The following is a 22,154-nucleotide window of genomic DNA, read 5'->3' as shown; positions in this document are numbered from 1 at the left end:
GGCAACCCGACTCCTGATCTCCGCGGGTTAGAGGAAGCCCCGGAGGCGCAGTTCGATGGTTTTAGGGTTTTCTCCTTCGGCTATCGCGATGATGCCATCGATCATCATATCTTCGTAGCGAGTGCGTTCTCTCACAATACCGCGGAGTTTGTGTGCGATAGGGAAAAACAGAAGATTAGCCAGTGCCACGCCATAGATAGTGGCGACAAATGCTGTGGCGATACCACTCCCGAGAGACTGAGGGTCTTCCAGGTTTGTCATCACCTGTATCAGGCCCATTACCGCCCCGATAATACCGATCGTTGGCGAATAGCCACCCATAGCTTCGTACACTTTGGCCGATTCGGTATCCCGCTCTTCGCGGCACTCCAGATCGACTTCCAAGGTGTTTCGAATGGTTGATGGCTCGGCACCATCGACCAACAATTGGAGACCTTTCCGGGCGAACTTCTCCGGCTCGCGTTCAGCCAGCCCTTCCAGCCCTAACAAACCTTGTTTGCGGGCTTTCACGCTCCAGTCCACAACTTTCCCGATGCCATCCTCCAGAGAAATGTATGGAGGTATAAACACCCAATGCACCTGAACAAAAGCTCGTTTTAACGTTGGCCAGGATGTCTGCAAGATGGTGGCGGCCAAGGTACCGCCTATAACGATCAATGCTGCCGGCATATTAAAAAGCGAACTGACGGCGCCGCCTTCCAGCAGGTTGCCCCCCAAAATGGCCACAAAGGCAAGAATGATCCCCAGCAGGCTCAAGATATCCATTAGCTAACGCCTTCAATCAGTCGCAAGCCGACGTCGTTAAGCGGCAATACCTCATCAGACAACCCCGCTGTGGCAACGGCCATGGGCATACCGTAGATCACCGATGATTCCTCGTCCTGCGACCAGACCACGGCGCCCGCTTGTTTCATCATGCGGCAACCTTCACGGCCGTCTGCTCCCATGCCGGTGAGGATAATCCCCAAAGTTTTACCGGGAAAATTGCGGGCCAGAGAGCCAAAGGTGACATCGACACAGGGTCTGTAGTTCAACCGCTCGTCACCGGGCAAAATCCTCACTCGCCCCCTTCCGCCACGGTTTTCGATCATCATCTGCTTGCCGCCCGGCGCAAGCAACGCCAGCCCCGGCTGCAGCATATCGCCGTCTTCCGCCTGACGAACTTCAATCTCGCACAGCTTGTTCAGACGTTCTGCGAAGGCAGGGGTAAAGCTCGCCGGCATGTGCTGCACCAGAACGATGGGTGCGGGAAAGCTGGCCGGCAATACGCTGAGAACCTTCTGCAGAGCAACCGGCCCGCCCGTAGACGTGCCAATGCCCACTACGCTGTATTGACGGGCTGGCGCTTTACTGGCGCTGCGCCGGGTCGGGTTTGCAGTTACGGCTTCTTGACGCGCCGGCTTAGTGATCGTACGCAGAGCAGAGCGCTCAGTGCGGGGAGCAATCCCCTGACGTTGCACCGGGGCTGCAGTCGTCGGCTTCCGTGGCGCAATAGCTGCACGAGCTCGCGGCTGGCTTTTGGCAATATCCAGCACACGGTTAATCAATACGTTTTGCAGCTGGCTGGTATCCCGGGCGATTTCTTCGAAATTCTTAGGCAGGAAATCTACGGCGCCGGCTTCCAGTGCATCGAGTGTAACCCGGGCCCCCTCATAGGTGAGCGAGGAAAACATCAAAACCGGGGTTGCCTGCCGTGCCATGATTTCACGCACCGCTGAAATGCCATCCATCACCGGCATTTCATAGTCCATGGTGATCACATCAGGCTTTAGTTTCTGGGCCAGCTCAACGCCTTCCCGACCATTAGTTGCGGCACCAACTACGGTTATCTGGCCCGAAGCCGTCAGGATTTCCGTCAATCTTTTTCGAAAGAAACCTGAATCATCAACGACCAGAACAGAAACTGTCATCCCTTTCTCCTAAACGCCCGGATTCAACCGTAATGCTGAAGCAAACTGGGCACATCAATAATCAAGGCAATGCGACCATCGCCCGTAATGGTTGCTCCGGCCATACCCGGCGTACCCTGAAGCGCGCGCCCCAGGGGTTTGATAACCACTTCTTCCTGACCAACCAACTGATCAACCACGAAACCAACCTGTTTCGTGCCCATGGCCACGATCACTACATGGGCATTGGCCACTTCTCTGTGGGCCTCGGCACCGTGAACCAGCCACCGCTTGATATGAAACAACGGAAACACTTTGTCGCGCACGACAATGCATTCGCGTCCATCGACCATATTGGTTTTGGTCAGATCAAGATGGAAAATTTCCACCACGTTGACCAATGGCAGAGCGAAAGATTGCTCGCCGAGCATGATCATCAATGTTGGCATGATGGCCAGCGTGAGCGGCACCTTGATAATAATTTTCGTGCCCTTACCCAACTCTGACTCGATCGAGATCTGGCCATTAAGCTGCGCAATCCGGTTCTTGACCACGTCCATGCCGACACCACGGCCAGACACGTCCGAAATCTGCTCTTTGGTGGAGAAGCCGGCCGCAAAAATAAGGTTAAAACATTCGTTATCGGTCAACCTGTCGGCTGCATCCTGGTCGTATAGACCTTTTTCGACAGCCTTTCTGCGCAACACATCAGGATCCATGCCGCCGCCATCATCGGCAATTGACAGCAATATGTGGTCACCTTCCTGTTGCGCCGACAAAGTGACGGTTCCTGCTCGGGGCTTGCCGGAATCTTCCCGGGCATCCGGACTCTCAATACCGTGATCGACCGAATTTCGGACCAGGTGCACCAATGGATCAGCGAGCGCTTCTACCAGGTTTTTATCGAGATCCGTTTCCTCACCATGCATGACAAGGTTGACCTCTTTTTTCAGGTTGCGGGCAAGATCCCTTACCACCCGAGGAAACCGGCCAAATACTTTCTTGATGGGCTGCATACGGGTCTGCATCACCGCCGCCTGCAAATCGGTCGTCACCACGTCCAGATTGGCGACTGCCTTATACATGTGCTCGTCTTCACTTTGCGAACCCAGCCTCTGCAGTCTATTTCGAACCAATACCAGCTCGCCCACCATGTTCATAATGTCATCGAGGCGTTTGGTATCTACCCGAACGGTGGTTTCGCCTACCGGAGCGTTCTCTCTGGCCGGCGCAGAAGGTTTGCCTGCAGGTGCGGGGGCGGGGCTGGGTTCCACTTTGGCATCAGCTTCGACAGCACGCTCTGGCTGAGCGCCGGTTTCTGGTTGCTGATGCCCGCTCTGAGCCGGCTGCCCTCCGGGGCCGCCTCCTTTGCCATGGAGCTCATCCAGCAGCCGCTCAAATTCGTCGTCGGTGATCAAGTCTGAACTTTCGCCACCCGCTGACTGACCGGCGGCTTCAGACGCCGGGGATTCCGTTTGGGCAGGTTCCAGTGCAGCAAACTTGCCTTTGCCGTGGAGCTGATCCAGTAACGCCTCGAACTCATCGTCAGTGATTTCGTCATCGCCACCACCCACATCCGATGGCGGTTCAGCTGACTTTTCGGAAGTTTCAGGTTGTGCTGGCGCGCCGGCTTTTTCGTCCGCTAGCGCATCGAGCAACCGCTCGAATTCTTCGTCGGTAATGTCACCCTGATCCCCAGGGTCAGTACTCGCATCCTGAGTTGAGGGGGCAACCGCTGGGGGCACAGGCGCTTCTGATTCGGGGATCGCCAAGGCATCCATAGCCGCAATCAAACTGGCCGGAGCAGGCGTCGGTTCCTGGCGATTGCGGACTTCCTCAAACATGGCGTTGACGTTGTCGAGGGCCTGAAGCACAACGTCCATTAACTCGGCGGTCACCCTGCGTTTGTGATTACGCAGGATGTCGAACACGTTTTCTGCGGAGTGACAGCAGTTCACCAAAGCTTCCAGCTGCAGAAACCCTGCTCCGCCCTTCACTGTATGGAAGCCGCGAAATATGGCGTTCAGCAGATCGCTGTCGTCCGGATTCTGTTCCAGATCAACCAACTGCTCCGACAGCTTTTCGAGAATCTCGCCGGCTTCTATCAAGAAGTCCTGCAGAATCTCTTCATCGGCATCAAACGCCATGGGTCACCCTCTTTGTCATTCAGAAACCGAGACTGGATAGTAAGTCGTCAACGCCGTCCTGCCCCGAAACAACGTCGTCTCGCTCAGCGGCTTTGATTTGTGGACCTACTCCTTTTTCGGCCGATTCTTCTTTTTCTTCAATTTGATGGACCGTGCCGGTCAATTGATCAACATGACTGGCCATAACCACCAGGCCCAACAGATTTTCCTCAACCTCTTTAACAAGCGCGGTGACCTTCTGAATCACCTGGCCGGTGAGGTCCTGAAAATCTTGAGCCAGAAGAATCTCGGAGAGGTTTTTATACAAATTGTCCGAATCGTTGCCCAAGGTTCCGAAGAACGCATCGATCCTTGCATACAGTTCGCGGAATTCGGCAGGCTCGATTTCGCGACGACGCAAGCGTTGCCATTCGTCCTTAAGGCTCACGGCCTCATCACGGATGGCATGCGCTACCGGCATGCTTTCTTCAACCAGATCCATGGTGCGGTTCGCGGCCTGACCGGTCATTTGAACCACATAGGCTAAGCGGTCCGACGCATCCGACATTTTTGAAAGCGCTTCTTTCTGCTCGGCATTTCGAGGGTCTATCTGAAAATTCCGGATAGCCTCATGGAGACTCCGGGTCAAACGCCCCACTTCCTGATACAGGCTCTGGTCACGAACTTCGCTGAGCTCGTTAATGATGGTCATCGCCTGTGCGAAATCACCGCCGTTGACGCTCTCAACCAGCCTAGAGGTCTGCTCCTGCAGCTTTTGGGTGACCTCCGGATCGAGACCCCGTTGGGTGTGTTTGCTGTCACTCATGGGAGCTACCCGACCTTTGGTTACTGAATACGTTCAAAAATCTTTTCGATTTTTTCTTTAAGCACAGCAGCGGTAAACGGCTTAACAACGTAACCATTCACCCCGGCCTGGGCCGCAGCCACGATCTGGTCCCGTTTGGCTTCCGCGGTGACCATCAGTACCGGCAGGTTCTTGAGATTTTCATCCGCACGGACAGCTTTCAGGAGATCAAACCCGGACATCCCGGGCATATTCCAGTCAGTCACCAGAAAATCGAAGTGCCCATTTTTGAGCATCGGCAGCGCGGTGTTCCCGTCATCGGCTTCTTCTGTATTAGTGAAACCCAGGTCACGCAACAGGTTTTTGATAATTCGGCGCATTGTGGAGAAATCATCCACAATGAGTATTTTCATGTTCTTGTCCAAAGGGACCTCCAGTCAATAACACCCGGATGTAGGTCAGCCCGCTGATATCCGGCAGGCTGTTCAATATTCGTTTCAGGACGCAGGCCAGTTATTCGCCACTGTGTTCTCGCCAATCCGATAGTCGGCCTCGAAGACGCAATGCCGCCTGGCTGTGAATCTGGCTGACCCGGCTTTCACTGACCCCAAGCACAGCCCCTATCTCCTTAAGATTCAATTCTTCCTGGTAATACAAACTCAACACTAACTTTTCTTTTTCCGGAAGCGCTTCAATCGCTTCGGCCAAACTGCGCTGAAAGGCACCCGCAGAGATGCCATCCAGCGGATTATCACTGGCCTCTTGCTCTTCTATCGGCAGCTCGCCGGTTTCATTGAGCTCATCGAGGCTAAATAGCCTGCCACTGTTGGCATCGGCAAGCGACGCATGGTATTCCGATAACTCAATACCGAGTTCTTCGGCCACCTCGACATCCTGAGCCTCACGACCGGTTCGGTCTTCAACGGTTTTGATTGCAGCGGAGATTCGGCGGGCATTGCGGTGCACGGAGCGCGGCACCCAGTCACCCTTTCGGATTTCATCAACCATCGCCCCGCGAATACGGATACCTGCATAGGTTTCGAAAGTTGCGCCCTTACCGGCGGAATATCGCTGAGCCGCTTCAAGCAAACCGATCATTCCAGCCTGCATCAGGTCTTCTAGTTGAACCGATGCTGGTAGACGGGCCATCAAATGCAGGGCAATTTTTTTAACCAGCGGCGCATGAACCTCGATCAAATTCGAAGCGTTGGAGGCGCCTGCCTGATGGTACATTCCCAGATTCTTCGTCAATGTCATGTATCCGGCTTTTATTGGACTGGATTCAGATCAGACTTCGACGAGCCGCTCCACGAAAAATTCCAGATGACCTCGCGGAGAAGATGGCAGCGGCCAACTGTCCACTTTATCTGCCAATGCTCGCACTGCCGTAGATGCCTTTGCCCGGGGATATGCCTCCAGAACAGCTCGCTGGCGTTGAACGGCTTTTTTGACCGCTTCGTCGTAAGGCACGATACCCACATATTGTAACGCCACATCCAGAAATCGTTCGGTAACTCGCGTCAATTTCTCGAACAAGTGCTTACCTTCTTCTTCACTTCGCACCTGGTTGGCGAGCACCCGAAAGCGATCTGTTCCGTAGTCACGATTCATCAATTTGATCAGCGCATACACATCCGTTATCGAGGTTGGCTCATCGCACACCACCAGCAACAATTCTTGCGCAGCACGAAGGAAGCTCACGACAGATTCAGAAATGCCTGCGGCTGTGTCTACAATCAGAACGTCAATCTGGTCACCCAACTCACTGAACGCATTGATCAGGCCCGCATGTTCCATGGGGCTGAGCTGCGTCATTCGCTGGGTACCGGATGACGCCGGTACGATTTTGATGCCACCGGGGCCATCCACAAGCACATCTTTCAGGTCACACTCGCCGCTAAGCACATCGTGCAAATTTTTATTGGCCGTCACGCCCAGCAGCACATCCAGATTACCCAACCCCAAGTCAGCATCAAGCACGACAACGCGGCGGCCCTTTTCTGCCAACGCGATCGCCAGATTGACTGACACATTGCTCTTTCCGACACCGCCTTTACCGCCGGATACCGCAATCACCTGAACCGGATGTGGTTTGCTCATACTGTTTATTGTCTCTTAACTGCGTCGTTAACGGGCTCTATGCCAGTGGCTGTTTATGGTGACTACGCCAAAGCACCTTCAGCAGCGGCCTGCGAATGCTGCATCGCTTGCAGGCGCTCAACGCCCATGCGAACCAAGGGGGCCGCCTCTGCCCGATGCAGGTCTTCCGGTATTTTCTGACCATCGGTATACCATGCCACCGGAAGGCCGGTTTCCATCACAAACCCCAGAGATTCGCCCAAGGTAAGCGCTTCGTCAATCTTGGTCACGATGCAGCCGACAAGATTTGCCATCTTATAGCAATGCCAAACGGATTTCATGATACGCGGCTGGCTGGTCGCAGACACCACCAAATGTGTATGAATATTGTGATCGCTGCGAACAAGCTCTGCCAGCTGCTCCTGATAACCCCGATCAGCACTGGTCAGTCCGGCGGTGTCGATCAGCACAAGATGCCGGTCGGAAAGCTCGTCCAGAATGTCGTCCAGCGAATGGCTTTCATCAACCACTCGAACCGGCACGTTCAGAATACGCCCGAACACAAACAACTGCTCATGCGCGGCAACCCGAAAACGGTCTGTGGTTACCAGTGCCAGACTGTCTGCTCCGTGCTCCAATACGTAACGGGCGGCCAATTTACCAATGGTGGTTGTTTTTCCGGAGCCGGTCGGGCCAACCAGCGCGTAAACTCCGCCAGTGTCCAACCAATCTTCCTTACCGGTTCGAATGCCAGTGGTGACCATTTTCAGCGCCGTTTTCCAGCCATCTTCCAACCGGCCGTTTCGGTGCTGCCGGGCAACGGAAGTTGCCAACTCAGCCCCCAATCCAAATTCCTGCAATCGCTCACTTAACAACTGCTGCACCGGGTTCTTTGCACCACCCTCGGCAGCCGCACCTTTATTCGTCGCAGGAGCGGCCTGGGCCCCCATAAGCTCTCGCAGCGAGCTGATCTCGGCTTTCATCGCGGCCAGCTCGTCCGAATAGCCCTTTGAATGATCAAGGCCCGAAGAGTCAGATTTTTGACCTTCAAACCAGCCTTCGGCTACCTCCGGCTCAGCGTACCCATTACCATTCAGCGATACCGGTGCATACTGCGCTCCGGCGGTGGCCCGCTTTTCCCGAACTTCTTGAATTCGGTTGCGAGTTCGGCTCAGCTCATCTTCCAGGCGCCGATGCTGGTCGGCCTGCATCTCAGCCAAACGGGAACCATTGGTCGCTTCCACCGCCTTTTCGCCCAGGCTTTGACGTGCCATGTTTTCGTCATAATCCAGGGCCGTCACAATTTCGACACCCCCATCAACGCGGCGATTGGATAAAATTACGGCATCCGGCCCCATTTCATGACTGACCTGCTTGAGGGCCTCGGCCATGGATTGCGCAAAAAACCGTTTAACTTTCATAACTTCCATCCTCTGCCGTCGAGCTGAACTCAGCTGACTGCGCTGCGATAGCGACCTTTACTGGCCGACCGACGCAACGATCGTGATCTGTTTGTTGTCCGGAATCTCTTGGTACGAGAGCACGTGCAAGCGCTCTACCCCATAGCTGGCAAACTTCGCCAGCCCAGGCCGCAACGGCCCGGAGACCAACAGAATGGCTGGTTTGCCCAACATTTCCTGGCGCTGCACGCTGTCTTGCAATGAACGCTGCAGCTTCTCCACCATGTTCGGCTCTAGCACCATGCCAATATCATCCTGTCCGCCGGATTGTTGACTCTGCTGAACAGACTTAAGCAACATCTGTTCCAGGTCAGGATCCAAAGTAATCACCGGAATTTCGGCATCGTTGCCACAAATGCTTTGCACGATCATTCTGCGCAGCGACTGACGGGCGAGCGTGGTAAGCAGTTTCGGGTCCTGACTCTTCGGATGTACGTTTACAATGGCCTCGGCGATCGAACGCATATCCCGAACCGGCACCTCTTCTTTCAGCAGGTTCTGAAGCACCTTGAGCAGAATGCTGATGGAAATGGTGGTAGGCACCAACTCTTCCGCCAGCTTGGGCGAAATCTTTTCCAGTTGATCCAACCACTTCTGCGCTTCGTCGTGGCCGATCAGCTCATGGGCGTGCTTCTGAAGAATCTGATTCAGATGCGTGGCCACCACTGTACTGGCATCAACCACTGTGTAGCCCAGGGTCTGAGCCTGGTCCTTCTGCTCCGGCTCAATCCAGATTGCATCCAAACCGAAGGCCGGGTCTTTCCCCGCAATGCCTTCGACTTTCCCGAACACCTGTCCCGGATCAATGGCCAACTCCCGCTCCGGATGAATCTCCGCTTCCGCAATGGTCACACCCATCAGGGTGATGCGATACACATTCGGCATCAGATCGAGATTATCCCGGATGTGAACAGACGGCATCAGGAACCCCAGATCCTGCGAAAGCTTCTTCCGCACACCCTTTATGCGGCTCAGCAACTGACCGCCCTGCGACTTATCCACTAACGGAATCAGCCGATAGCCGACTTCCAACCCGACGATATCGACAGTGGCAACGTCGTCCCAGCCTAGCTCTCTGGTTTCGCCGGGCGGCGGCAGAGCCTGCCCGTCACCGCCTCGATCCGGAATCACCTCGCCGCCCTGGCGCGGCACGGCTCCGGGCGCTCCACCACGCCCGGCAAACACACCCTCTTCTTCAACAGTCTGACTTTGGTTTTTCCAAACAAACCAAGCCGCCGCCGCAGCCAAAGCCCCGAGCCCCAGGAAAGCCACGTGAGGCATTCCCGGAATCAGACCCAACAAGATCAGAATACCGGCGGCAATACCGAGTGCTTTGGGCGCACTGAACATCTGCTGGATAATCTGCCCACCCATATCCTGGCTGGACGTCACTCGAGTCACCATGATGGCGGCCGCCGTTGACAGCAGCAGGGAAGGAATCTGAGCGACCAGACCGTCACCGATGGTCAGCAGTGCGTATCGCTCCATTGCAAGCGTAAAATCCAGGCCGTGCTGAACCATACCAATGGCGACACCACCAACGATGTTAATGGCCAGAATCAAAAGACCGGCGACCGCGTCGCCTTTGACGAACTTGGACGCACCATCCATGGAGCCATAGAAATCGGCTTCCTGGGCGATCTCTAAACGCCGGGCCTTGGCCTCCTCCTGGTTCACCAGGCCGGCGTTGAGGTCTGCATCGATGGCCATTTGCTTACCGGGCATGGCATCCAGGGTAAAACGTGCGCTGACTTCGGAGACACGCCCCGCACCCTTTGTGACGACCAGAAAGTTAATGATCATCAAAATCGCGAACACCACCAGACCAACAGCATAGTTGCCGCCAATCAACACTTCCCCGAACGATTCGATCACCTTACCGGCAGCATCACCGCCTTCGTGACCATTGAGCAGAACAATCCGGGTAGACGCGACATTCAAGCCAAGACGCAGCAGGGTGGCTACCAGCAACACGGTCGGAAACGCCGCGAATTCCATCGGCCGAAGCGCATACACACACACCAGCAGAATCACGATCGACAACGTGATGTTGAAGGTAAAAAACACATCGAGCAGAAATGCAGGCATGGGCAGAATCATCATGCCCAACAAACCCATCAGCATCAGGGGGACACCGAGGCTTCCTCGCGTCAGAGTTTTGACGTTATTCAGAACGAACGCTCTGTCCATACTGCCTGCATCTCCGGATCACTGTACTTTGAGGCCATTCGGGGTCATTACCAGGTCGGAAATCTGACGCGGCACCCCTTCATACAGACTGCTTCGCAAGATCTGTACCATCCCCTATAAATTTTATGATTTCTCGCTAACAGATCGCCTGACGTGAGCGCCTGGATACGGTATCCTTTCGCCGTTTGACTGATCAAAAACCAAGCCAGAAAATCCGAACCCACAGGTGACCCCGATGCCTATCCACGAAGTGAAGCACCCACTGATCCAACACAAGCTCGGCCTAATGCGCCGCTCAGACATCAGCACCAAAAATTTTCGTGAACTGGCTCAAGAAGTTGGCGCACTACTGACCTACGAAGCGACAAAAGATTTCACCCTGCAAGAAGAGACCATTGACGGCTGGGCCGGGCCGGTAACGGTAGAACAAATACACGGCAAAAAAATCACCATTGTCCCCATCTTGAGAGCAGGCTTGGGCATGCTGGATGGTGTACTCAGCCTGATTCCTGTTGCACGAGTCAGCGTGGTCGGTCAGATCCGTAACGAAGAAACTTTCGAAGCAGAAACCTATCTGGAAAAACTGGTCGGGGAACTGGACCAGCGTACCGCACTGATCATCGACCCCATGCTGGCCACCGGCGGTTCCATGATTTCCACCATCGACCTGCTCAAACAAGCGGGCAGCACCGAAATCCGGGCGCTGGTTCTGGTTGCGGCACCGGAAGGTATAGAGAAGGTGCTGGAGAAACACCCGGACGTTTCCATCTACACCGCCTCTGTTGATGACTGCCTGAACGAAAAAGGCTACATCCTGCCGGGCCTCGGCGATGCGGGAGACAAGATCTTCGGCACCAAGCAGAAGGATGTTTAAGGATGCAGGACATCACGACTGACTCAACCTGGAAACAGGCCATAGCCGGATCGCAAATGCTACTGGTCGCCTTCGGCGCACTGGTACTGATGCCACTGATCACGGGGCTCGATCCCAACGTTGCGCTGTTTACAGCGGGCATCGGCACCCTGATCTTTCACGTTGTCACCGGTGGCCAGATCCCCATCTTCCTGGCCTCGTCCTTCGCCTTCATTGCACCGATCATGGCCGCCAAAAGCCAGTTCGGCCTGCAAGAAACCCTGGGCGGCCTGATGGCAGCGGGTATCCTGTACATCATTCTTTCCGGCGTCATCCGGCTGCGTGGAAACGGCTTCATCACCCGCTTACTGCCACCCGTTGTGATCGCACCGGTCATCATGACCATCGGTTTGGGACTGGCTCCGGTTGCCGTGCACATGGCCTCGGGCCGCACCGGTGATGGCAGCACCCAACTCGTGCCGGAAGACACCGCACTGGTGATCGCAATGATCTCACTGCTGGTGACTATCATCATGACCGTTTGGGCCAAAGGCATCTTCCGCCTGATCCCGATCATGATCGGCATTGTTGTGGGCTATATCCTGTCCGCCTTCGCCGGCATCGTAGACACCACGGCCATCCAGCAAGCCGCGTGGTTCGCCGTACCGAACTTCGTCGCCCCCGCCTTCAGCTGGAGCGCTATCGTCTTCATGATCCCGGTTGCCATCGCCCCTGCGATTGAACACATTGGCGACGTACTGGCCATCGGAAACGTTACCCGCAAAAACTACCTCGAAAAACCCGGCCTGCACCGCACCCTGCTCGGCGACGGCCTGGCCACCAGCGCCGCCTCCATGCTGGGCGGACCACCAAACACCACCTACTCCGAAGTGACCGGTGCCGTCATGCTCACCCGCAACTTCAACCCGAAAGTGATGTGGTGGGCCGCCGCTACAGCCATCGTACTGGCCTTCGTCGGCAAATTCGGCGCTGCCCTGCAAACCATCCCGGTCCCCGTCATGGGCGGCATCCTGTGCCTGCTGTTTGGCTCCATCGCTGTAGTCGGCCTGAACACCCTGATTCGTCACCAAGTAGACCTGTCCCAATCCCGTAACCTGGTTATCGTGGGTGTGACACTGGTCTTCGGTATCGGAAACATGGTGCTGGGAACACTGGAAGGCATTGCACTGTGCGCAGTGGTCGCGATTGTCTTGAACCTGGTACTGCCCGGCGAGAAAGAAGCCTGGGGTGCGCGGATACAGGAAGGCAGCGCAGAGTAAGCGATCCCTCCCATGCCCGATTCAATGGGTGTGAGAGGGCTTTCCAAAAATTTCGTAGGCCATGGATGGCCGGAGAGAAGCGCACAGGGATGTGCTTGTAGCGGTTTTTGGAAAGCCCTCTTGCACCCATTGTGCACCAGCACTTTCAGGCTACCTTTGGCAGCCTCTCCCAAACCAAATCAAAGATCGCGCCGCATCTCCGGCGGAATAGGAAAGTCCGGCATCCCAGGCTTAGGCCCATGCCCCTTCCGGAACTGCCGCAACTGAAACACATACGCCAACACCTGAGCAATCGCCATATACAGCCCGTCAGGAATCTCCTCACCAATCTCCGAATTATGATAAACCGCCCGAGTCAAAGGCGGCGTACGCAACACCTCCACCTTATACTCCCGGGCCACCTCCATAATCTTGAACGCCACCTCATCGGCACCCTTGGCCACCACCACTGGCGCACCCATCGAATCCTGATCATACTTTAACGCCACCGCATAATGCGTCGGGTTCGTAATCACCACATCCGCCGTCGGCACATCCTGCATCATCCGCCGCTGCGCCATTTCCCGCTGAAGCTGACGAATCTTACCCTTAACCTCCGGCTTACCTTCTGAATCCTTGTACTCGTCCTTCACCTCTTGCTTCGTCATCCGAAGCTTCTTCTGGTGATCATAAATCTGAAACGGCACATCGATCATCGCAATAATAATCGTGGCGCAAGACAACACCAGAAAACTCCAGCCCAAGGTCCACAGCACATGCTCCATCGCCGGCACCACCGGCTCCTCCGCAATGCTCAACAAATCATCCGTGCGCAGATTCAAAATCAGGATAGCGATTGCCAAGACCAACCCCACCTTGGCAATGGCCTTCACCAACTCAATCAGCGAACGCATCGAAAACATCCGCCCCAACCCCTTGATCGGATCCATCCGATTGGCTTTCGGAGCAATGGCTTTGGCACTGAACAGGAGGCCGCCGATGCCAATAGAACCGGCAATGGCAGCAATCAGCAAAAGAATCAGAATGGGAGACAATGCGTAAGCGGCCTCTTTGGCCGAGACAATCAACTGCACGCTCATATGGCGGGTATCAAAAATCGACGCTCGCTCGATCACAAAGGCATCGCGCATGATGCCCTCAAACGTAATCGCCAGCTGCGTACCAAACATCAGCAAACCACCCGCACCGGCCAGCAACACCGCCATGGTGGCCAATTCCTTCGAACGAGCCGTCTGCCCGTCCTCCCTGGCCTTCTCGAGTCTTCGGGGGGTGGGTTCTTCGGTTTTCTCCTGACTGTTGTCGTTCTCTTCAGCCATGACTAACGCCCCTGCAATTGACGCATGAAATCGAACGTCTCACGGGTGTACTGGTCAAAGTGTGGCAGAAAATTCCCGTGCAACACCCAAATGGCGAACAAACCAAAAATCAATCCAATCGGGAAACCCAGCGCAAAAATGTTCATCTGCGGAGCAGCCCGCGTCATCACACCAAACGAAATATTCACAATCAGCACCGCCGTTACCGCCGGCAGAGCCAACAACATAGCCGACGCGAACATCCAGCTGATTCGGTGCGCCAATTCCCACACACCGCTTTGGCCCAAGCCGTCCATGCCAATCGGCATGGTGTGAAAACTTTCGATAAAGATCTCAAACGCCACCAGATGACCGTTCATCAGCAAAAACAGCAAGGTGATGGTAATCGTATAAATCTGTGCCAGTACCGGCACATTCACGCCGTTGGCCGGGTCCACCATCGAGGCAAAGCCCAAGCCCATCTGCATGGCAATCATCTGGCCAGCAATCACGAACAACTGCCACAATGCGGTCAACGCAAACCCCAAACCTACGCCGATGAGGATTTGCTGAAGCGTGATCACCACTGCATCGGCACTCAGAGCTTCAACCTTGGGCACTTCAGGAATCATCGGAACAATCAGAATGGTCATCAGCAAAGCCAGCCCGAGGCGCACTCGCGCAGGCACCAGCTGAGTACCAAAGATAGGAATAACCATTAAGAAACTGGCAAGGCGGAACAGCGGCCAAAGGTGCTGGCCTACCCACTGCCCCAACAGGTCTGCACTGAACTCCGCCGGAAACATCCGTTAGCCGATCAGGTAAGGAATACTGGAAATGAGCCCGCGGGCATGGTCCAGCAAAGTGGTCAGCATCCAGGGCCCCGCCGCAATGATCACGATCAGGGTAACCAAAAGCCGTGGCAGGAAGCTCAGTGTTTGTTCGTTGATCTGGGTGGCGGCCTGAAAGGTACTGACCACCAAACCAATCACCAGGCCGGGGCCAATGATGACGCCGGCGAACAGTACAATCATCCAGAGCGCTTCGCGGACAATATCAATCGCGGTTTCAGGCGTCATGTCGTGCCTCCTATATCCCGTAACTGGCGGCAAGGGTACCCATAATCAGCGCCCAGCCATCGACCAGAACGAAGAGCATAATCTTGAACGGCAACGATATGATGATAGGCGAAAGCATCATCATACCCATAGCCATCAAAACACTGGCGACCACCATGTCGAGAATCAAAAACGGTATAAACAGAATAAACCCGATCTGAAAGGCCGTTTTCAGTTCACTGGTGACGAACGCTGGCATCAAAACCCAGAACGACACATCTTCCGGAGTTTCGTATTCAACCTCCGCCAGACGCATAAACAGCGCCAAATCCGATTCCCGGGTTTGTTCCAGCATGAATTTCCGGAACGGCTCACTGGCCAGCTCCACGGCCTCCAGTGACGTAACTTCCTCCTGCAGATAGGGTTGCAACCCTACCCTGTTGGCCTCTTCCAGAACCGGCTTCATGATAAAAATACTGAGAAACAGAGCCAGCCCCAATAAAATCTGATTTGAAGGCGTGGCCTGCAGCCCCAGTGCCTGCCTCAGAATTGCGAACACCACGATGATGCGCGTGAACGATGTCATCATCATCAACATCGCAGGCAGGAAGGTCAGCGCCGTCATCAGCGCGAGGATTTGCAGGGTTACCGAATACTCTTGCGCTCCGTCCTCACCGGGCTGCATGGAAAACGCAGGAATTCCCGGCAGATCTGCCGAGGCCACCGCCGGCAGAAACAAGCCCGCCAAAACGGTCAAACAAGGCAGAAAAAATCGAAAAGCGGCATTCACCATAGCGTTACTCTTTAGCCTCGGGAGCAGTCCAGGATTTCCCGATCAAGCCCTGCAGCTTACGGGCAAAGTCGCTGGTGCCGGTGTTACTGGCATCCACTACGGGTTCCTCAAACACCTTGAGCGTTCGAATGCTACCCGGCGTGATGCCCAGCAGGATCTGCTGGCCACCGACTTCTACCAGAGCGATACGCTCACGAGTGCCAATAGCGAGAACGGAAACCACGCGAATGGCGTTGTTGTTCATACCCGCCATGCCGGTCATGCGTCGAATCAACCAGGCACAGCCATAGATGACAGCGATAACGGCAACTAACCCGAGCCCCAGGCTAACGATCATGCCAACCGTGTCTGGCGTGTTTCGGGCAACTTCCTGAGCCGGCTCAGCAGCCTCCTGGGCAATCGCCGGCATACTGGGCAGGCCAAGCGTCAGCCAACGTAACCAATACCGCACGTTATTTCTGCAACCGTTTGATGCGCTCGCCCGGGCTGATCACGTCGGTCAGCCGGATACCGAACTTCTCGTTTACCATGACCACTTCGCCATGCGCTATCAGAGTGCCGTTAACCAGAACATCCAACGGCTCACCAGCCAAACGATCCAGTTCAATGACAGAGCCCTGGTTCAGCTGTAACAGGTTTCGGATCGGAATCTGAGTGTTGCCGACTTCCATGGAGATGGTGACAGGGATATCGAGAATAACATCCATATCGGGCGCACCCGCGCCTCCTGACGAACCGCTGTCCTCCGAAAACTCTTCCATAGGCGCGGTGCGAACCTGCTGCTCAGGAGACTCTTCCGCTTTTCCGCCCTCGGCTTCAGCCATCGCCTCGGCCCAGGCATCCTCGGTAGCCGCCTCGGCGTTTGCATCGCCAGACTCTCCCATAGCCGCTTCCCATTCGGCTGCCAGCTTTTCGTCTTCTGTCAGCTCGTTATCGTCTTTTTTGTCGTCGTCAGCCATTGCGTCCCACCTTCAGTTGTTTCTTCACCTTGGGCAATGGTGCCCTTTCATGAATCCGTAGCGCCAGTTTGCCATCACGGGTGCCCATTGTGGCCTTGTACACCGGAACGCCATTGGCCGTTACCGTGAGATGGTCTGCAATCTCGACGGGGATGACATCACCCGCTTTCAGCTTGGCAATATCCCGCAGCGAAATCCTGCGCTGGCAAACTGTGGTATTGATCGGCACGCTGATATCTTTGATATCTTCCTGTAGGGCGTTAACCCAGCGCTCATCCACATCATCAATATCGCTCTGGACCCCGGCATCGAGCACCTCGCGAATGGGCTCAATCATGGCATAGGGCATCGCGAGATGAAGCTCGCCTCCGCCACCGTCCAGTTCAATGTGGAAGGTGCTGACAACCACCACCTCACTCGGGCTGACAATGTTGGCCATCGCGGGATTAACTTCTGAACTCAGATAGTCGAAATCGATATTCAGAACGGCTTGCCAGGCTTCTTTCATATCTTTGAAAACCTGATCCAGCACCATTTGCACGATCCGGTTTTCAGTCGGAGTAAATTCGCGCCCTTCAATTTTTGCGTGACGCCCCTCACCGCCAAAAAAGTTATCGACCAGCTTGAACACCAGCTTGGCATCCAGGACAAACAGTGAGGTTCCGCGAAGTGGGCGGACTTTACACAGGTTCAGACTGGTCGGCACGTAAAGCGTATGAACGTACTCACCGAACTTCATGATCTGGACCCCGCCCGTCGAGACATCCGCATTACGGCGCAACAAATTGAACAGACTGATTCGGGTGTAGCGGGCAAAACGCTCGTTGATCATCTCGAGCGTTGGCATGCGGCCACGGACAATTCGATCCTGACTGGCAAGGTCGTAATTTTTTACGCCCGTGTCGTCGCTCTCATCATAGGTATCGATATCGCCGTCATCCACACCGTGGAGGAGCGCATCGATTTCTTCCTGTGATAGTAAATCCTGCATATCTGGTCCTGCCCTGACTGTGGTTTACTGCACCACAAAGTTCCGGAACAATACCCCAGCAATCGCTGGTTCTCCCTCTTGTTCCAGTATTTCGTTGACTGCTTCCAGCATTTTCTGAGACAGAGCCATCCGGCCTTCAGGTGTCTGCAACTCAGCAAACTCAGTGCTACCCAACAGCATGTTCAACTGATTCAGAATTAACGGCATGTGCTTTTCAGCGCCTGCGAGGGCCGCAGAATCTTTTGCCTCGAACGACAAATAGATTTGTGCATAACGCTGCCTTCCCTGGGCTTGCACTGTGGTTCTTAAAGGCTTCTGAATATCGCTGTAGATACTGGGCTGAAACTCGGGCGTGGCCGGCTCTGACGGGTTTTCGTCGGCCAGAGTGTCCGAGTCGCCTTTCAGGAACCAAAGCGTTCCGGCAACCGACAGCCCGATAGCCAACAGCGTAATCACTACCACGGTAAGAATTAGCTTCAATTTGCCCTTCTTCTCGGGCGCTGGTGCCGTATTGTTTTCTGCCATGATGTCCGCTTTGTCAGATTATCGTCACTCTGAGGTGTTCAGAGCGCGTTTAGCAAGAACAATGCAAGGGGTGGGCCAAACACACCCCTCTCCCTATTTAAACCAGCAGTTTAGCGCTGCCGAAAGGGATGGGCAAAAACGTTTTGAAGAGATGTGCACTCAGGCGCAGGCCTGAGTGCGTCAGGCAAAGATATCGACCTCACCTTTCCAGGCCAGATCGAGATGGCCCGAGACCGATTCCTGCTGATCAAGTTCGCCGGCAATCACCCCACCACCCCGGTGACCGGAATTGTCGCCCTCTCCGGAACTGTCACCTTGTGCATCAGCTTGCCCCCCCGGCTGATCCGAAACATCGAATTCGCTCAAAGAAACACCCTGCTCCGCCAGCATGTCACGCAAGCGGTTCGAATGCAGTTCCAACTGTTCTCGCACCACCGGGTTGGCCGCGTGCACCGTTACCGCAGCCTGATCGTTCTGCACTCTGACCTTCACCTCCATCGGCCCCATATCGGGCGGCGTGAGGTGTATTTCCGCCACTTGCAGGTTTTTAGCCGTGAGCCAACTTAACTTGCCCATCACCTTGTCGCCCCATTCGGCCTGCCCTACCGGCACATCAACGGTGGTTGAATAGCCTCGCAACGGAAGATTCGCGTCACCTGCCAGCTTTCCTTGCAGGGCCTGTTGGGCTGCGCTGTCCAGCGTGCCCTGGAATCGTGGCGAAGAAAGCAAGCCAGCCGGGTCAACCGGTCTTGCGGTGTCGGTTGTGACATTAGCCGCCAACAAATCCGAAAACTGATTGCTTGAGGTTAAGCCAGCCGTGCTTGCCCCCTGGCCATTCAAGCCCCCCGAACCGACCGGCTTGCCAAGCATTGCACCGCTCAGCAACGCGACATTAACGGTGCCTTCAGGCACAGCCCCGGTGCTACCGGCTGGCATCAACGTTTGCAGATTGGCGAAGGTCAGCGGTGCGGGGGCGTCGGTCGGATTCTGGAACTCACCCGGACGGAGCGTATTTTGTGGTTCGTCCGCGGTGAGTGAATTAATTTGTTCTTTTTCTGAAACCGGTTTGCCAGTTTCAGTTTCCGGCTTGCTGCCGGACGAGCGATCTTGGGCACGAGTCCCTTGAGCTCGTGTCTCATCCTGAACGGCATTCGAGGCTTCTTTGCGATCCGAGCGTTTTTGCTCCAAGCGGCGCTTCTCAAGGCGCTCTTGCTCGACCCTCGACACCTGCTCGAACGAGCTGCCTTCTTTTTCTTTGCGGCGGCTGTTTGAGGCAGCCTTCGGCCCGACCGGGTCTTGCTTCGTTCCGGCGGATGGCAACTGGGAAAGAATTGTCTGCTGCATGGCAACCTCTTGCCGCTTTATGTCTCAGGGATTGCCCCAAGCGGGGCCTCTCTGTAGAGAAGCAAAAGCGGTGCCAAGCTAGTGTAAAGCTCGTTTATTGACTGAAGCGTTCCAGTTGCCGTTTAACTTCCTCAAATTCCTGCTCGATTGCGGCCATTATTGCTTCCGCGCCGTCCAGGCGCCCCTCCCTGCCCAGTACTTCCAACTCGAAACACAGATTGCCAAGTTTCGGTACACCAATGTTGGTACAGCTACCTTTGAGGCTGTGAGCCGCTTTTCTGAGATGCTCCGGATCGCCCTCGGCAATCGCTTCTTTCAGACCGGAAATCCGTGTACGCGAATCAGCCAGGTAGGTTTCGATGAGCACATCAAACTCATCTTCCATAACATCCTGCAATTCCGCCAAGGCTTCTTCATCCAAACGGGGTATGTCGCTCATTTTGCATCCTCGCGGTTGCGTTCCGCATCAGTCTTCACTGGCTCGTACAGCCTTGCATCGGGAACTCCCAATCATAAACGATTTCGACGCAATTACCCGAACCGCAGACGCTGACTGCTCTGGCCATACGCTTCAAAATCCCCATCCCTCTCCCATGATACTCTTTGCCAGCGATTGGGCGGGGGCTGTCGTTGCCCTCCCCCATATCAAACCCCTGACCACTGTCCTCACACCGGATCTTCAACCTGCCCCCTTCCGACAGCGGCTCGTGATCCAGCGTAAACCGTATATAGTGTCCTTGCGTATCAGAGAGTCGGCGCGTTCGTTCCTCATAGTAAAGGCTAAAACCTTTCGCAGATTTTTTCCATTCTGAGGAGAGCTTCAGAACACCGTGCTCCAGAGCATTGCTGTACAGCTCCGACAACAGCGTGAACACCTCACCACTTCGTCGCCTCAACCCCGGCACTTCCGTGCAGATATGCAATAGCAGCGGTAGTGGGTTGAAATCCGCCAACGCCTGATCACGAAGTTCATAAACACAATGCCAGCTGCCCGGCCCCGTCAAGGCCGACTCTGGCGCCGATTCCGCCACATCCGCAATGGCGCCCTGGGCAACGATCTTCAAGCAACAAAGAGTGATGTCGTCGGCAGGATCAGGGTGCCCGGTGAAGGCCTGCAAACGCGCCATCAGGGCCTCAAACGGATGGTCATCATGCTGAAGTTCCGAAAGTACCTGGCGGACAGCGTCTTCACCAAGGCTCTCCCCCTGTGCGTCACACGATTCGGGAAAGCCGTCGGTCATCAGCACCACGTAATCGTCTGGCGCGGTGTTCAGCAATTCCATCGTGGCATCGAATCGTTCCGGGGGCTGAACCCCCAATGGCAGATGCCGTGAGGGAACGGCGACAAGCTCACCATCGTTCCGCACCAGCCAGCCGTCCGGTAATCCACCATTCCAGACCCGTGTGGTGCCACGTGCACCGTCGGTCTCTACCAGTGCACCGCAGCAGAACATGCCAACGGGTAATATATTGCCTAGCTTTTTGTTGATTTCGGCGAGCAAATCTATCGCACCAAACCCTTTTGCGACCATGCCATAAAACACTTCCGCGATCGGCATCGCTCCGATGGCAGCGGGCAATCCATGACCCGTGAAATCTCCCAAAAATATCAGCGTACCGCCGCCCGGGCGCTCAGCGGCGAACAAAACATCGCCGTTAAAAATAGATAAAGGCGAAGCGTGATAGCGAATATTGGCAGCGTCGAGACAGCCCGTGTGAGCAACGTTGTCGAATACCCGACGCGCCATGCGTTGTTCTGCCAACATCTGTTCGTTCTGCTGCCGGATCTGATTGCGCTGCTGCACCACCGAATGTTGCAGCGCCAGCACCCGGCTGTAGGCATTGATTTTGGCTTCGAGGATAACGCGGCTGTAGGGTTTGAGCAGAAAATCATCGCCTCCGGCTTCCAGGCAACGCGCTTGTTCGCGCTCGCTCGCCAAAGAGGTAATGAACACTACCGGCACAAAGCGTGTACCCGATAACTCTTTGATGCGTCGTGCTGCGTCCATGCCGCTCATCGTAGGCATCAACGCATCCATAAACACGATGTCCGGCTCGGTCTTGACGAACACCGCAACAGCCTCAAGCCCGTTGGAGGCCTCGTGCACCTGGTGTCCCAACCTTCGGAGCAGCGTAGCGAGTATCATCCGGTCGCCGTCGCTGTCTTCCGCGATCAAAAGGTTCACAATGAAGCCTCAGCGTATGCTGAAGAGCTGTTCGAAGTTGGAGATGGAGAGAATACGACGTACATCGGGATTGCAGTTTTCGATCACCACGCTGGCAACGTCACCGCCGGCATGATCCCGTAACAACAGCAACATACCCAGTGCAGAGCTATCAAGATAGGTCGTGTGAGTCAGATCAACCACGTATTCTTTCACCGGCGCATCGCTGTGCTCATACGCATCACGAAACGCCTGGTGGGTGCTGAAATCAAACCGGCCCTGCACCTGAATTACCAGCACCAGACCGTCATCACTTCGCCGCGTACTTACCGACATACGCAT

The 22,154-nt window shown here is 55.2% G+C and carries 23 protein-coding genes; 2 read left to right on the top strand and 21 right to left on the bottom strand.

Annotated elements, in window-relative coordinates; translation table 11 throughout:
- Positions 1-27: 27 nt before the first annotated feature.
- From JAO79_RS07835 to flhA, 9 genes are all read right to left on the bottom strand, one after another.
- Entirely contained in the window at positions 28-765 is a 738-nt protein-coding gene (locus tag JAO79_RS07835; protein ID WP_199006713.1) for a flagellar motor protein, read from the bottom strand.
- Complete coding sequence (locus tag JAO79_RS07830) at positions 765-1,910, bottom strand: protein-glutamate methylesterase/protein-glutamine glutaminase (protein ID WP_199006711.1); 1,146 nt, start codon at positions 1,908-1,910, stop codon at positions 765-767. Before JAO79_RS07830 ends, JAO79_RS07835 begins: the two co-directional genes overlap by 1 nt.
- Before the next feature lie 23 nt (positions 1,911-1,933).
- Positions 1,934-4,036 carry a chemotaxis protein CheA gene (locus tag JAO79_RS07825; protein WP_199006709.1) on the bottom strand — a complete coding sequence of 701 codons (2,103 nt, stop codon included), beginning with the start codon at positions 4,034-4,036 and terminating at the stop codon, positions 1,934-1,936.
- Positions 4,037-4,055: 19 nt separating this feature from the next.
- A complete protein-coding gene (locus JAO79_RS07820) occupies positions 4,056-4,841 on the bottom strand; it encodes a protein phosphatase CheZ (protein WP_199006707.1) in 786 nt (261 codons plus the stop codon).
- Positions 4,842-4,861: 20 nt separating this feature from the next.
- Positions 4,862-5,245, bottom strand: coding sequence for a chemotaxis response regulator CheY (cheY, locus tag JAO79_RS07815; RefSeq protein WP_199006705.1), 384 nt, complete (start codon positions 5,243-5,245; stop codon positions 4,862-4,864).
- Between the two features lie 88 nt (positions 5,246-5,333).
- Entirely contained in the window at positions 5,334-6,077 is a 744-nt protein-coding gene (locus JAO79_RS07810) for an RNA polymerase sigma factor FliA (RefSeq protein WP_199006704.1), read from the bottom strand.
- Positions 6,078-6,107: 30 nt separating this feature from the next.
- Positions 6,108-6,920, bottom strand: a complete 813-nt coding sequence (locus JAO79_RS07805; RefSeq protein ID WP_199006703.1) for a MinD/ParA family protein — start codon at positions 6,918-6,920, stop codon at positions 6,108-6,110.
- 62 nt (positions 6,921-6,982) lie between these two features.
- Positions 6,983-8,320 (bottom strand): flagellar biosynthesis protein FlhF, encoded by a 1,338-nt coding sequence (gene flhF / locus JAO79_RS07800; protein WP_199006702.1) that lies wholly within the window; start codon positions 8,318-8,320, stop codon positions 6,983-6,985.
- A gap of 57 nt (positions 8,321-8,377) precedes the next feature.
- The gene (gene flhA / locus JAO79_RS07795) at positions 8,378-10,549 is read right to left on the bottom strand and encodes a flagellar biosynthesis protein FlhA (RefSeq protein WP_199006700.1); all 2,172 of its coding nucleotides are present in this window, start codon (positions 10,547-10,549) and stop codon (positions 8,378-8,380) included.
- Positions 10,550-10,784: 235 nt separating this feature from the next.
- Here flhA and upp point away from each other — a divergent pair, with 235 nt between their 5' ends.
- On the top strand, positions 10,785-11,423 hold the full coding sequence (gene upp, locus JAO79_RS07790) for a uracil phosphoribosyltransferase (RefSeq protein WP_199006698.1): 639 nt from the start codon (positions 10,785-10,787) through the stop codon (positions 11,421-11,423).
- Between the two features lie 2 nt (positions 11,424-11,425).
- Positions 11,426-12,682, top strand: coding sequence for a uracil-xanthine permease family protein (locus JAO79_RS07785; protein ID WP_199006697.1), 1,257 nt, complete (start codon positions 11,426-11,428; stop codon positions 12,680-12,682).
- A 179-nt stretch (positions 12,683-12,861) separates the two neighbouring features.
- On the opposite strand, the gene flhB is transcribed toward JAO79_RS07785, so the two are convergent.
- The 12 genes from flhB to JAO79_RS07725 form a co-directional block, all read right to left on the bottom strand.
- A complete protein-coding gene (gene flhB, locus JAO79_RS07780) occupies positions 12,862-13,998 on the bottom strand; it encodes a flagellar biosynthesis protein FlhB (RefSeq protein WP_199006695.1) in 1,137 nt (378 codons plus the stop codon).
- A 2-nt stretch (positions 13,999-14,000) separates the two neighbouring features.
- Positions 14,001-14,783: a flagellar biosynthetic protein FliR gene (gene fliR, locus JAO79_RS07775; RefSeq protein WP_199006694.1), complete on the bottom strand. Its 783-nt coding sequence runs from the start codon at positions 14,781-14,783 to the stop codon at positions 14,001-14,003.
- Between the two features lie 3 nt (positions 14,784-14,786).
- A complete protein-coding gene (gene fliQ / locus JAO79_RS07770; protein WP_114333343.1) occupies positions 14,787-15,056 on the bottom strand; it encodes a flagellar biosynthesis protein FliQ in 270 nt (89 codons plus the stop codon).
- 10 nt (positions 15,057-15,066) lie between these two features.
- Complete coding sequence (gene fliP / locus JAO79_RS07765; protein WP_199006693.1) at positions 15,067-15,828, bottom strand: flagellar type III secretion system pore protein FliP; 762 nt, start codon at positions 15,826-15,828, stop codon at positions 15,067-15,069.
- Between the two features lie 4 nt (positions 15,829-15,832).
- Positions 15,833-16,237: a flagellar biosynthetic protein FliO gene (gene fliO, locus JAO79_RS07760; RefSeq protein ID WP_199007135.1), complete on the bottom strand. Its 405-nt coding sequence runs from the start codon at positions 16,235-16,237 to the stop codon at positions 15,833-15,835.
- Positions 16,238-16,280: 43 nt separating this feature from the next.
- Entirely contained in the window at positions 16,281-16,787 is a 507-nt protein-coding gene (gene fliN / locus JAO79_RS07755) for a flagellar motor switch protein FliN (protein ID WP_199006692.1), read from the bottom strand.
- Positions 16,780-17,778, bottom strand: coding sequence for a flagellar motor switch protein FliM (fliM, locus tag JAO79_RS07750; RefSeq protein WP_199006690.1), 999 nt, complete (start codon positions 17,776-17,778; stop codon positions 16,780-16,782). The genes fliN and fliM overlap by 8 nt, the downstream gene beginning before the upstream one ends.
- 24 nt (positions 17,779-17,802) lie before the next feature.
- Positions 17,803-18,303, bottom strand: coding sequence for a flagellar basal body-associated FliL family protein (locus tag JAO79_RS07745; protein WP_199006689.1), 501 nt, complete (start codon positions 18,301-18,303; stop codon positions 17,803-17,805).
- Positions 18,304-18,483: 180 nt separating this feature from the next.
- The gene (locus JAO79_RS07740) at positions 18,484-19,647 is read right to left on the bottom strand and encodes a flagellar hook-length control protein FliK (protein WP_199006687.1); all 1,164 of its coding nucleotides are present in this window, start codon (positions 19,645-19,647) and stop codon (positions 18,484-18,486) included.
- A gap of 94 nt (positions 19,648-19,741) precedes the next feature.
- Complete coding sequence (locus JAO79_RS07735) at positions 19,742-20,086, bottom strand: Hpt domain-containing protein (protein WP_199006685.1); 345 nt, start codon at positions 20,084-20,086, stop codon at positions 19,742-19,744.
- Positions 20,087-20,120: 34 nt separating this feature from the next.
- A complete protein-coding gene (locus JAO79_RS07730; protein WP_199006684.1) occupies positions 20,121-21,833 on the bottom strand; it encodes a SpoIIE family protein phosphatase in 1,713 nt (570 codons plus the stop codon).
- Between the two features lie 9 nt (positions 21,834-21,842).
- On the bottom strand, positions 21,843-22,148 hold the full coding sequence (locus JAO79_RS07725) for an STAS domain-containing protein (protein WP_199006683.1): 306 nt from the start codon (positions 22,146-22,148) through the stop codon (positions 21,843-21,845).
- Positions 22,149-22,154 lie beyond the last annotated feature (6 nt).

It is taken from the genome of Marinobacter litoralis (assembly GCF_016427555.1).
In the GTDB taxonomy this organism is placed as follows: Bacteria; Pseudomonadota; Gammaproteobacteria; order Pseudomonadales; family Oleiphilaceae; genus Marinobacter; species Marinobacter litoralis_A.
The sequence above is the reverse complement of the archived record's forward strand: the minus strand, read 5'-3'. Positions and strand labels throughout refer to the sequence as shown.